Genomic DNA, 12465 nt, shown 5'->3' on the forward strand with positions numbered 1-12465 from the left:
GACAAGGACTGCTCCCATGACCATCACACGGCGCACGTTTGGCAAGCTCGTCCTCGGAGCAGGCACTCTCGCTCCCTACCACTTCATTCGGCCTGCGGTCGCGCAGCCCAAGCCCGGCGACGAGCTCGTGGTGGGCATCTGGGGCGGCGCGCAGGAGCGCATCGTCAAGGAGCATGTCGAAAAGCCCCTCGTGGAGAAGTTCGGCTGCAAGGTCTCCTACGTTCTGGGTGGTACGCCGGAGCGCCGCGCGCGGGCCTATGCGGAGCGCGGCCGTCCAAGCTTCGACGTGATCTATCTCAACATCTTCGAGAGCCGGCAGGCCGTCAAAGACGGGGTCACGCAGGCCCCGACGGATGCGGTGCCCCAGGCCGCGAACCTCTACGACATAGCCAAGATCGGCGGCTACGGTGTCGCGTTCAATCCGTGCACGGTCGTCTACGACAAGCGTAAGGCGTCGAAGCCGGTGACCTCCTGGAAGGACATCTGGAACCCCGAATGGAAGGGCCGCATCGCCTGGCCGTCCTATCCCGGCGCGGAAGGCACCGCCGCTCTGCTGATGGCCGCGAAGATCTGGGGCGGCGATGAGAAGAACATCGGAGTCGCCTTCGAGAAGATCAAGGAACTGCGCCCCTTCGCGGCGATCCAGGGGAGCCAGGATCAGCTCTTCCAGATGTTCGACCAGGGCGTGGCGGACCTGTCCGTCGAGTTCGGCAGCTTCACCCGCAAATACGCCGAGACCCGCAATCCGAACATCGAGATCGCGAACCCGGTCGAGGGGCAGGCGGTCGCGATGAACGTAGCCTGCATCACGACCGGAAGCAGGAATCAGAAGCTCGCCGAGGAGTGGATCAACCTGCACCTCTCCGAGCCCTGCATGCTGGCCTATGCCCGCGAGATCTATTACTCGCCGACCGTCAAGGACGTCACCCTGCCGGCGGACCTTAGGGCGAAGCTCCTCGTCGGCGAGGACGTCGCCAAGCTCGTCGACTTCGATTGGGATACGGTAACCCGCAATCAGGCGGCTTGGTCGAGCCGCTTCAACCGTGAGATCGCCGGCTGATGGGACCTCTCGCCTCGCGGGCCGACACGGTCTCCGCCCCAGCCCTGCGCTGGCCGCTGCGCCTGCGGGCGCCGCGCCTGATCGGACCGGTGCTGGCGGCGCCGGTCACCCTGTGGCTCCTCCTTGCCTTCGCGGCACCGCTTTCCGTCGTGGTGCTCCTGTCCTTGCAGGAGTTCGCGGATCCCTTCGCGCCGCTCAGCCTCGTCCCGAGCGGCGCCCAGTTCCAGACGATTTTCGACGACTCCTTCTATCTGCGGGTCGTCGGCGAAACCCTCGCCCTCGCCGCGGGTGTCACGGCTCTCACCGTGATCCTAGGCTATCCCCTCGCCCTGTGGCTGGCGCGGATGCCGGCTCGTTGGCGCCCCCTGGCCTTTGCGGTCATCCTGGTCCCGCTCCTGACCAACGTGGTCGTGCGATCCCTCGGTATCGTGCTGCTGTTGGCGCCGGACGGGCTCATCAATCAGCTGCTCGGCTTCTTTGGCCTGCCGCCGGCCCGCACCATGCTCTACACCCACGGCGCCGTGGCGCTCGCCCTGGCACAGGTGTTCATGCCGTTTCTGGTCCTGGCGCTGTACGACGTGCTGCAGGGCATCTCGCCGAAGGTGCAGGAGGCGGCCGAGACGCTCGGTGCCTCGCGGACGTTGCGCACCCTTGTCGTCGACCTGCCTCTGTCGCTTCCGGGCCTGCGGGCCGGCATCGTGATCGTGTTCCTGATGTCGTCCACGGCCTACGTCTCGGCGACCCTGCTGGGCGGCAAGAAGGTCTGGACCACGGGCATGCTGGTCTGGCAGGAGGCGCTGCAAAACCTGAACGGTCCCCTGGCGGCGGCGCTCGCGATTGTCATGACCGCGCTGAGCACGCTGTTTGCGGTGGCGGTCTTCACTCTGGCGAAGCGCCTGATGCCATGGGCGACCGGCCGGCCGGCCGGCGCGGTTACGATCCCGGCCTGGCTGGCGCGAGCGGTCGACATTGTCGGACGCCCGCTTGGCATCCTGCTCCTCGTGGTGTCGCTGGGCCTCCTCCTGCTGCCGCTCGTGCTCGTGTGCATCCAGAGCTTCAACGACGTGCCGCAGGCCACGGTGGCGGGTTTCCGCGCCTTCACCTTCAAATGGTATGAGCGGGTCCTGACGGGCGGGGTCTACGGCGATTCGTTCCTGGTCTCGGTGCAGTTGGCGCTCGCCTCGGCCGCGATCTCGCTGGCGCTCGCGGTGCCGGCGGCTTTCGCCCTCGCACGGCGGCCCTTCCCGGGGCTCTCGATCCTCGCGGCCTTCTGGATGCTGCCTCTTTCGTTGCCGCACGTGGCGATCGGCGTCGGCATGCTGCGCCTCCTGCAGATCTATACCGTCGTTCCGCCCTTCCTCGGGCTGGTGGCCGTGCACGTGGTTCTGATCCTACCTTTTGCGATCAGCCTGCTGCATGCCTCCGTCGGTCAGCTCGACCGGGCGCAGGAGGAGGCGGCGGCGACCCTCGGGGCGGACGCGGTCCGGCGGTTCGTCTTCATCGTCCTGCCGGGGCTGGCGCCGGGGCTCACGGCCGCAGCCATCATGAGCTTCCTTCTGTCCTTCGGCGAGGTCACGGTGACGAGCTTCCTGACCACGGCCCGCATGACGACGCTTCCGGTGCGGATCTACGCCGAGTCGACCTTCAGCCTCGAGCCCACCGTGCATGCGGTCTCGGCGATCCTCATCGTCGCGACGGTTGCTGCCCTTCTGGTTCTCAACAAGATGGTACGGCTCGACCGGCTGCACGCCCGCTAGGAGCTGTCTGCCTACCTGCATGCCGAGGATTGTCACCTGGGCCTCTTGGCCGTTGCAGGTCGTCTCATCCAGCAGGGAGGGCTGGAGAGCTCAAGTCGCATTTCGACAGTGCGGGCTGCACAACGGTTGCATTCGTCGACGAAATCGTTTTGACACCGTCCGCGCCTTTGCAGATGCAGCACTGTCCGTCCATTATGGCTTGGGACGCGCTCTGTTCACTTCTCGATGACGATGTCCGGAGCTGGTTCGGTCACGCCGAACGGTAAGCCGGATGGAGGCCTAGTTCTGGGAGCTGTCGTAAGCACGTAGAGCGCTAGAGACGGGCATAGATCGGACTGGCCTTTTTGACCCGCTGCCGACCCCGACGGTGTACCACTCGGACGGGATCCAGTAAGCGCCCACGTTGGGCTCTCCGCCGGCCGAAGTTCCTGGGTGCCATGGTCGATGACGTTGATCCTTCCATCGACTCGCCAAAGCCAATCATGGCTCTCGGACACTCGATGGATCAGATCGCCTCCATAGCCCTCCGGTACTTCCCTTGGTCGCCATACATCTCCCCGAAGACGCGGTACTTGGCGTCGTGAAAAGGCGCGTCCTCAGGGTTCGGCTCGATCACCCGGGCCGGCCGGGTCATGGCAGCCATGGCCTCCGGCAGCGTCGCGTAGCTGCCGCCGGCGACCGCGGCGAGGATGCCCGCGCCCAGCAGAACCGCTTCCTCTTCCTCCCCGAGGACGATCCTCATCCCGAGGGCGTCGGCGTGCTGGCGGAGGAAGAGTTCGTTCTTCGTGCCGCCTCCGGTGCCGAGAAGCATGTCGATGGCGAAGCCGTTCCGGTTCATGGTCTCCACGATGTGCCGGGTGCCATAGGCAAGGGCCTGAACGGTCGCGAGATAGAGGCGCGCGAGCTCGTCCTCCGTCTGGACGAGCGGCAAGCCGCTCATCATCCCGCGCAGAGACGCATCCGCCCTCGGGGACCGGTTGCCGTGGAAGTCGGGATAGACGTGGAGGTCGCGAGTCAACCGGCTGACGGGGCACCCTTCCATTCCAGCGAGAGCCTCCAAGCGCTGGTTGAGCAACGCCTGGGGCGCTAGACCCGCTGCTTGCGCCCTCCCGGCCAGCTCCGCCCCGATCGCGCTTGAGCCGATGACGGCGTCGACGAGGGCTCCGGTCGCCGTCTGCCCGCCTTCGGTCAGCCAAGCTCCGGGCAGGAGCGCCGATTGATAAGGGCCCCAGACGCCCGGCACGAAGGTCGGCTCGGCGCTCACCGCGAGGTGGCAGCTCGAGGTGCCTGCGATGAGAGCGAGGCGTCGCCGGAAATCCACGGCCTCCTCGTCGGTTCGGAGCCCGAGAAGCCCCAGGGCTCCCGCATGGGCATCGATGATCGACGTGCCGACCGGGACGCCCGCCGGAATGCCAAGCTCCCGCGCGGCGGCCTCCGTCACCCGTCCGGCAACAGCTCCGATGTCACGCACCTCCGTGCCGATCCGCGCGTGACCGTCCGCGACGAGGTCCTCCAGGCCGACCTGGCGCAGGAACCCGTCGTCCCAGCGGCGCTCGTGCCCAAGATAGGTCCACTTGCACGCGAGCGAGCACATCGAGCGCGAAAGACTCCCGGTCGCCCGCCAGGTCAGGAAATCCGGCAGGTCGAGGAAGTGGCCCGTCGCGGCCCAGGAGCCCGGCAGGTTCCGCTTCAGCCAGAGGAGCTTTGGAACCTGCATCTCGGACGAGATCCGGCCACCGACATAGCGCAGAACCTCCGCCCGGGTGCCGTTGACGAAATCCGTCTCGGCCGTCGCCCGGTGGTCCATCCAGACCACGACGTCCCGCTCCGCGTCACCGCTCTGGCTCACCGTGACCGGATGGCCGTCGCGGTCCACGAGCACGAGGGAGCAGGTTGCCGTGAAGCCGACGCCTCGTACGCGAACCTCCGATCCGCCCGACAAGAGGGCGGCCCGAGTCGCCCCGCAGACGGCCCGCCAAATGTCGCGGGAGGACTGCTCCACCTCGACGGTGCCGGATCGCCAGGTCCGGATCGGCTCCGCGGCGTGGGCCACCATGCGGCCGTCTACGGTGAACAGCGCCGCCCGCGCGCTTCCCGTCCCCACGTCGACCCCGAGAAAGACGTCCACGGCCCTGATCCTCTCGTGCAGCCCTTGCCTATTGCTTCTTGGATCCGAGCCCGGCCTGCGCGAACATCATCTCATGAAGCGCCGACGCGTTGAGATCTCCCAGGCCGGCGTTGAGCGCCGCCTGGTATAGAGCCTCGATCACCGACGTGACGGGCAGGGGCACGGACTCGTCCCGAGCGAAGTCTCGGATCAAGCGAGCGTCCTTGAGCATGTGGCGCAGGTAGAAGTTGGGGGCGAAGTCACGGGCTAGGCTCGCTTTGCCGACACCTCGGATGAGTGCCGAGCTGTAATCGGTCACCTCCAAAACTCCCATCACCGCCTCGGACTGCAGCCCGGCCTTCTGAGCCAGCGACAGGGCTTCCCCGAGCGACGCCATCTGCGCCGCCACGAGGAGGTTGCCAACGAGCTTCATGGCGGAGCCTGATCCATGATCGCCCATGTAGTGGATCGTCGCAGCCAAGGGTTCAAGTGTCGGCTTCATCGCCGTGAATGCCTCGCGGGAGCCGCCGCAGCAGAAGTCGAGCTGGCCCTCCCAAGCCTCGTTCCGGCTGCCGAAGACGGGAGCGTCCAGGGCGCTCGCACCACGTTCGGCCATGGCCTCGGCCACCTCGCGCGAAACGCCAGGGTCGGTCGTCGTCACGTCGGCGACGATCGTCCCGGGAGCGACCGAGGCGAGAACGCCGTTCTCGCCCCAGTAGACCTCACGTTGGGCGTCGGGTCCCGTGAGGCAGACGAGCACCCGATCCTGGCCCGCGACCGCGTCCCGGATCGTGGGTGCCCGGCGAGCGGCGCCAACCTCTCGCGGCAGGGTGCGCTCGCTCCTGTTCCATACCGTGACCTCGTGGCCTGACCTGACGAGGTTGCGAACGAGACCGGTGCCGATGATGCCGAGGCCGAGGACGGCGGCTTTCCTCATGATGTTCTCCTTACCGGGGTCAGCGTGGTGTTCGGCCCTCAATGGGGCTCAAGCGGTGAGAAGGTGGGCTCGGTCGGCCCGCGTACCGGGTCCAAGGACGCTGCCGCGCACGATGAGGCTGGCGCCGACAAGCGCTTTGACCGTGGGCTGCGGCTCGGCCGCACGCAATTCGTCGTCGAGGATGCTGATGGCGAGCGATCCGATCCGGCGCTTCGAGACGTCGATGGTCGTCAGCGGCGGATCGAGCGCCTCGGCCAACGGGAGATTGTCGAAGCCCACCACGGAGAGGTCCTCGGGGAGGCGGACATTCGCCTCCCGCAGAGCCTTGATGCACCCGTAGGCGACGATGTCGTTCGTGCAGACGAGGCACTCCGGCAGCGTGATGCCGCGCCGGAGGTGGTCCGCCATATCGCGCGCTGCGCCTTCGAACGTGGAGTCCACCATCAGGACATCGTCCGGGTCCGCTGCCAGCTGCAGGAGCCGCATACCCTCGATGAATGCCTCGAGGCGCAGCCGGAAGTTCACGGTCTCGACGGGGCTGCCGACGAAGCCGATCCGGCGGAAGCCCCGATCGTGGAGATGGGCGACGATGAGCTGGATGGCATCGCGGTTGTTCATGTTGACGAAATTCGCGTCGAGGCGATCGAAGTGGGTATCGATGAACACGGTCGGGCGATCGGTGGCCTGGAGCCGTCGCACATCCGCCTCGGAGAGCTCCGTGCCGAGCACGATGATGCCGTTGGCCGAGCGCTGCCCGAGCGAGGCGGCGATCCGCTCGATGCTGTTGCCCTCGTGGCTCACGACCTCAAGGGTATAGCCGCGGCGGTGCGCCTCCTCGGACATGCCGTCGATGTAGTCGGCGATGAAGGTGCTGTGGTCCCGGTTCACGGTGTGGCCGTGCTTCGCGATCTTCAGGAACAGCAGCGTGCGGGCGTCTCCACTCCGGGGCGCCCGCCGGGAGCGGATCCCGTACTTGAGCCGGGTCGCCTCGGCGAGCACCCTCGCCCGGGTCTCATCGGAGATCACGCCCTTGCCGTTGAGCACCAGGGACGCGGTCGCGGGGGAGACCTGCGCGGCCCGGGCGACGTCTTTGAGGGTGGCGGACATTTCGGCTTATGGCCTGGAGGGTTCAGCGCGGCGGGCAAGCCGCATGCGGGGCGGCCGTCGGACAACGGCCGGGCGCTCGGGTGGGCGGTTCATCGGGTCACGAAGGCTCGCATCGCGTCGATCATGAGGTGGGCTACGGTCCCGCCCGCATCCGGCACGCCGATCGAGCCGTCCTGGTAGACGGCCGCTTTCCCGTGCTGGGCCTTCATCGCCTTGGTTGCATCGAGCGCCGTCGCGGCAGCTTGCGCGGCAAGCTCCAGGGCCGCGGAGAGGGACGCCTCCTCCCGGGCCGCGGCTTCGAGGGTGGCGGCGATCGGGTCGAGCACGTCGAGCACCGTCTTGTCTCCAAGCTTGGCCTTGCCGCGCTCGGCGACACCGTCGCGGAAGGCGCGCCAGAAGAGGGCGAACTCCCCGGTCCCGAGGCTCTCGCGACCGAGCAGCGCCTTGCCACCCCGCATGAGGCCCGTCCCGGTGAGCGTTCCCATCGTCGACGGAGCGGCCTTGGCGAAGGCAAGACCCGCTCCGTTCAGCGTCTTGCCGAGGTCGTCGGCGGCGTTCGCCTCCACGGCGCCGTGCGCCGCGTTGAAGCCCTTGTTCATCGTGATGCCGAGATCGCTGTCGCCGAGCCGGCCATCAAGGGTGATGAGGGCCTCGCGCTGTTCCGTGAACACGTCCCTCAGATGCGCGAACAGCCCGACGAGATCAGCCTTTCGGACCTTATCCATGCCTGACCTCACCCCTGATGCTGCGCGAAGAAGGGGGAGTCGGCCTGCGCCGCGACGAGGCGCGCCAGCTCGTCGTCGAGGCGCATGATCGAGATGGAGAAACCCGCCATCTCCATCGACGTCGCGAACTCCCCGACATAGGTCTTGCGAACGGAGACACCCCGTTCGGCGAGCACGCCGGCGACCCGGCGGTAGAGGATGTAGAGCTCTTCTTGCGGGGTTCCCCCGAGCCCGTTCATGAGGACGGCCACCGAGTCACCCTTGGCCAGGGAGAGCTCGCCGAGAATCGGTCCGAGCATCTCGTCCACGACCTCGTCGGCCGGCCGGAGCGGCCCACGCCGGATGCCCGGCTCGCCATGGATGCCCATGCCGATCTCCATGTCGCTCTCCCCGATGGAGAACGTGGCGCGGCCGACCTCGGGAACGATGCAACTCGAGAGCGCCACGCCCATGGTGCGGGTGTTCGCCCGTGCCTTCTCGGCGACGCGCAGCACCTCGTCGAGGTTCATGCCTTCGGCGGCAGCGGCACCGGCGGCCTTGTAGATGAACAGGATCCCGGCCACACCCCGCCGCTTGTGCTCCTCGCCTGCCGGCGAGGAGGCCACGTCGTCGTTGCCCACGAGCGAGAGGACGCGAATGCCCTCGGCGTCGGCCATCTCGGCGGCCATGTCGAAGGTGAGGATGTCGCCGGTGTAGTTGCCGTAGATGTAAAGAACGCCCGCTCCCTGGTCGGCGGCCCGCGTCACCTCGAAGGCCTGATCGGCGCTGGGCGACTGGAACACCCCGCCCACCGCCGCGCCGTCGAGGAGCCCGGTCCCGACATAGCCCAGGAACAGCGGCAGGTGTCCGGATCCGCCTCCCGTCACGAGCCCGACTTTCCCGGATACCGGCCGGGCCGTGACAAGGCAGCGCCGGTCGTCGGCCACGAAGCGGAGCTTGTCGGGATGGGCTGCGTAGATCCCGTCGAGCATTTCGTCGACGAAGTCCTCGGCCTTGTTCAGAAACTTCTTCATGTGCATCGCTCTCCCACCTTTGACGGCATCGCTCAAGCCCGGCGCCGGTTCACCATGAAGGCTCCGGCGATGAGGATGAAGGCGCCGACCACGACACGCTGCCACGTGCTCGGCACGCCGGCCATGATCAGGACGTTGTTGATGACCACCACGAGCAGCGTCCCCAGAACGACCCCGACGACCGTGCCAGTGCCCCCCGTGATCCGGGCTCCCCCGAGCACCACGGCGGCGATCACGTCGATCTCCGAGCCGACGAGGTCGAAGGGATTGGCCTGCCGGTTGCTGCAGGCGTGGATGATGCCGGCGAGCCCCGCCAGGGCGCCCGCATAGCCGAAGATGAAGAGGTGGATCGAGCGAAGATCGTAACCGAGCCGCTCCGCGACCGCAGGGCTGCCCCCGACCGCGAAGATCGCCCGCCCGAGCAGGGTGCGCCTGAGGATCCACCAGGTCAGGACCGCCACCGCGGGCAGGATGAGCACGAACAGCGGGAGGATGATCGTCGCGCCCTGGCTCGACGTCGTCGTGAGGAGCGCGACCTTGCCGAAGTCGTCCATCTGCGGCGGCAGGGTGGTGATCCAGATCGTGCCGATGAAGGTGAGCAGAAGGCCACGGAAGGTGTATTGCGTTCCAATCGTGACGATGAGCGACGGGACGCGCAGGTGATGCACGAGGAAGCCGTTGACCAGGCCCAACCCTAGGCCGATCGCGATCGAGAGCGTGAACACGACCGGCAGCGGCAGGCCCGGGGCGAACTCCACGACGCCCTTCGTCACGCCGTACATGCAGAGCGCCGCGATCGCCGTGAACGAGACATCGATGCCGCCGGCGGCGAGGATCACGAATACGCCGAGCGCGAACAGCCCGATCACGACGCTCGCCCGGGCGAGATCGAAAAGGGTGGCGAGGCGGAGGAAGTCTGGATTCGCGGCCGCCACGAACGCGCACAGGGCGACGAGCAGCATGAGCGTGAAGAGCTCCGGCCGGCGTGCGAGAACCTGGCGCACGGGATGGCCCGTGGTTGAGGGCGTGTAGGCGCTGGCGAGGGTGCTCATGGGGCTTCACCGGCATGGGCCACGGCGTCGTCGGTCGCGACCATGACCTTGAGAATGGCGTCCTCGTCGGCGGTGTCCGCCGGGAGGTCCGAAACGACCCGTCCCGCGCGCAGGACGAGAATGCGGTCGCAGTTCTGCAGGAGTTCGGGCAGGTCGTCGCTCACGATGACGACGGCCATGCCATCTTCGGCGAGCGACTGGACCACACGGTAGATGCTGTCCTTCGAGCCCACATCGACCCCGACGGTCGGCCCGTGCAGGACGAGGATCCTCGGCTGATTGCTCAGCGCGCGGCCGATGACGACCCGCTGCTGATTGCCGCCGGACAGCGCGCTCACGGCCCTGTCGAGGTCGGGCGTCGCGATCTTCAGGTCCGCGACGAAGCGCGCGCCGAGCATTCGGGCCCGCTTGCGGTCGACGCCGCCGAAGGCCCCCCTGAGCCGGTCGAGGACGAGGGCAACGAGATTCGTCTCGATCGGCTTGTCGAGGAACAGGCCCTCCGTGAGCCGGTCCTCGGGGACGTAGGCGACGCCGTGCGCCTGGGCGTCGCGCGGGGACTCGATCCGGGCCGCCGCGCCGTCGATTTCGATCGATCCTGCGGTGCTCCGCTGCACCCCGGCGAGCACGCGGGCAAGCTCGTTGCGGCCCGAGTCGAGGAGGCCCGTGATGCCGAGGATCTCGCCCGCGGCAAGCGAGAACGAAGCCTCGCGCAGGCGCTCTCCCGAGGTCAGACCGGTGGCGCGAAGGACCGTCGCGCCGGCGGGCTTCGCCTGCCGGTAGCGGGCCCCGTCGACGACGCGCCCGGTCATCAGGCGGGAGAGCTCCTCCTTGGAGAACGAGCTCATCGGCCCCTGGGCGACGCATCGGCCATCGCGGAAGATGATGGCCTCTCCGCCGATCTGGTAGCACTCGTCGAGCTTGTGGGTGACGAAGAGCACCGCGACGCCGTCTTGCTGCAGGCTGCGCACCACGTCGATGAGGTTGTCGACCTCGCGCCGCGTCAGCGAGGTCGTCGGCTCGTCCATGATCACGAGCCGAGCCTTCACCGCGATCGCCCGTGCGATTGCGACAAGCTGGCGAATGGCGAGCGGGAGGTCGCCTACGGCGGTCGAGAGGAAATCTTCGCTGGTCGGCAGGTTGACGGCGCTCAAGGCCCGGCGGGCCGTATCGGCCAGAAGACCTCGGTCGAGCACCGTGGCGAGCCGGCCGTGCGCCCGCACGAGCTGTTGGGACAGTCCGACGTTCTCAGCCACCGAGAGGTTCGGCAGCAGGGAGAGATCCTGGTAGACGGTCTCGACGCCAGCCTCGAGGGCCTCGATCGCGCTCAGGGACCGATGCTCCCGCCCCGCGAGCTCGATCACGCCCTCGTCTGGGCGGTGCACGCCCGAGAGGATCTTGATGAGCGTGCTCTTCCCGCAGCCGTTCTCGCCGAGAAGGTGGTAGACTTGGCCCGGCGTGATCGTCACGGAGACACCGCGTAGGGCGTGCACCCCGCCGAAGCGCTTGTGGATGTCCTTGACGGCGAGGAAAGGGGCGACGCCGGCCCCGTCCGCCCGCGAGCGGGTCTTCTCGACGATGTGATCCATGGATGTCCCTAACGGCCGCGGGTTCGAGCGGCATGCGGGGACAGGCCGGCCGTGCCGGCCTGTCCGGGATCGATCCTAGAAGAGGTGGTCCTTGTAGGTCGCCTTGTCTGCGATCACCATCGCATTGCCGATGATGAGCTGACCCTGGCCCGGCCCCTTCTTCACCGTGACCTTCTCGTAGCCCTTCACCCCGAGATCCATTCCGTCGGCGAGGGGCTTCTTCTCAAGCAGGATCTTGGCGACGCTGTTCATCGCCATTCCGGCATCCCGCGGATCCCAGAAGCCGATTGCGTCGATCGCGCCCGATTCGAGGTACTGGGCCGAGGGGTTCGGCAGGCCTGTGCCGACGAGGCAAACCTTGTCCTGGAGCCCGGCTTCTTCGATGGCGCGCCCGATGCCGAGCACGTCGTTGCCCGCCGAGCCCTGGAACCCGCGGATGTCGGGGTGCTTGCGCAGGATCTCCTTGGCCTTTTCGTAGGTCTTGTTGGCGTCGTCGAAGGACTCGTTCTTCTCGTCGACGAGCGTCATGCCCGAGTACTTCTTTGCGTTCGCGGCGCCGGCATCGACCCACTGGATATGCGTGCGGCTGCCAAGCGAGCCGACGAACGAGGTCCACTTGCCTTGCCCGCCCATGCACTTCGCGAGCCGCTCGTTCAACGCAGCCCCGTACGCGGCGTTGTCGAAGGCCTCGACGTCCGCATTGGTGTTGCGCTGGTTGTCAGCCTCATGGGTGACCACGATGATGCCGCGGTCCATGGCGCGCTTGAGGGCGCCCTCGACGACGGAGGGATCCATCGGGACGACGGCGAGGGCGTTCACCCGGCGGGCCGTGAGATCCTCAATGATCTTAAGCTGTTGGGCGGCATCCGCGGTCGCCGGGCCGCTTTGTGACGCTTGGACGTCCGGGTTCGCGCTGCCGAACGCCTTCACCCCCACCTCCATGCGGCTGAACCACGGGATCCCGCTGATCTTCACCACTGTGGCGATGGTCGGCTTCGTCTGGGCCGAGAGTTCGACGGCGGCTCCGGCGAGGGCCACGCCCGCGACCGAGGCGGCAAGAAGAAACTTTTTCATGCTCACTCCCTAAGCGTTTCCCTCTCGTAGCTAGGTGTCGCGGCGCC

Annotated in this window: 10 protein-coding genes; 2 read left to right on the plus strand and 8 right to left on the minus strand. The window is 67.5% G+C overall.

Translation table 11 applies throughout. The features are described from left to right. Positions 1 to 16 precede the first annotated feature (16 nt). Entirely contained in the window at positions 17 to 1060 is a 1044-nt protein-coding gene (locus F0L46_RS19210) for an ABC transporter substrate-binding protein (protein WP_149820539.1), read from the plus strand. Then, positions 1060 to 2817 carry an ABC transporter permease subunit gene (locus F0L46_RS19215; RefSeq protein ID WP_188312045.1) on the plus strand — a complete coding sequence of 586 codons (1758 nt, stop codon included), beginning with the start codon at positions 1060 to 1062 and terminating at the stop codon, positions 2815 to 2817. The genes F0L46_RS19210 and F0L46_RS19215 overlap by 1 nt, the downstream gene beginning before the upstream one ends. 505 nt (positions 2818 to 3322) lie before the next feature. On the opposite strand, the gene F0L46_RS19220 is transcribed toward F0L46_RS19215, so the two are convergent. The 8 genes from F0L46_RS19220 to F0L46_RS19255 all read right to left on the minus strand — a co-directional run bounded on the left by F0L46_RS19220 (position 3323) and on the right by F0L46_RS19255 (position 12424). Then, positions 3323 to 4945, minus strand: a complete 1623-nt coding sequence (locus F0L46_RS19220; protein WP_149820541.1) for an FGGY-family carbohydrate kinase — start codon at positions 4943 to 4945, stop codon at positions 3323 to 3325. A gap of 28 nt (positions 4946 to 4973) precedes the next feature. Then, positions 4974 to 5903, minus strand: a complete 930-nt coding sequence (locus F0L46_RS19225; RefSeq protein ID WP_149820543.1) for an NAD(P)-dependent oxidoreductase — start codon at positions 5901 to 5903, stop codon at positions 4974 to 4976. A gap of 6 nt (positions 5904 to 5909) precedes the next feature. Then, positions 5910 to 6968, minus strand: a complete 1059-nt coding sequence (locus F0L46_RS19230; RefSeq protein ID WP_149820545.1) for a LacI family DNA-binding transcriptional regulator — start codon at positions 6966 to 6968, stop codon at positions 5910 to 5912. An 89-nt stretch (positions 6969 to 7057) separates the two neighbouring features. Then, a complete protein-coding gene (locus F0L46_RS19235) occupies positions 7058 to 7693 on the minus strand; it encodes a dihydroxyacetone kinase subunit L (protein ID WP_149820547.1) in 636 nt (211 codons plus the stop codon). 8 nt (positions 7694 to 7701) lie between these two features. Next, positions 7702 to 8706, minus strand: coding sequence for a dihydroxyacetone kinase subunit DhaK (locus F0L46_RS19240; protein WP_149820549.1), 1005 nt, complete (start codon positions 8704 to 8706; stop codon positions 7702 to 7704). A 32-nt stretch (positions 8707 to 8738) separates the two neighbouring features. Next, positions 8739 to 9758 carry an ABC transporter permease gene (locus F0L46_RS19245; protein WP_149820551.1) on the minus strand — a complete coding sequence of 340 codons (1020 nt, stop codon included), beginning with the start codon at positions 9756 to 9758 and terminating at the stop codon, positions 8739 to 8741. Beyond that, entirely contained in the window at positions 9755 to 11344 is a 1590-nt protein-coding gene (locus F0L46_RS19250) for a sugar ABC transporter ATP-binding protein (RefSeq protein ID WP_149820553.1), read from the minus strand. The genes F0L46_RS19245 and F0L46_RS19250 overlap by 4 nt, the downstream gene beginning before the upstream one ends. Positions 11345 to 11419: 75 nt before the next feature. Further along, positions 11420 to 12424, minus strand: coding sequence for a substrate-binding domain-containing protein (locus F0L46_RS19255; RefSeq protein ID WP_438646694.1), 1005 nt, complete (start codon positions 12422 to 12424; stop codon positions 11420 to 11422). Positions 12425 to 12465: the final 41 nt, after the last annotated feature.

Source organism: Salinarimonas soli (assembly GCF_008386575.1).
Lineage (GTDB): Bacteria > Pseudomonadota > Alphaproteobacteria > Rhizobiales > Beijerinckiaceae > Salinarimonas_A > Salinarimonas_A soli.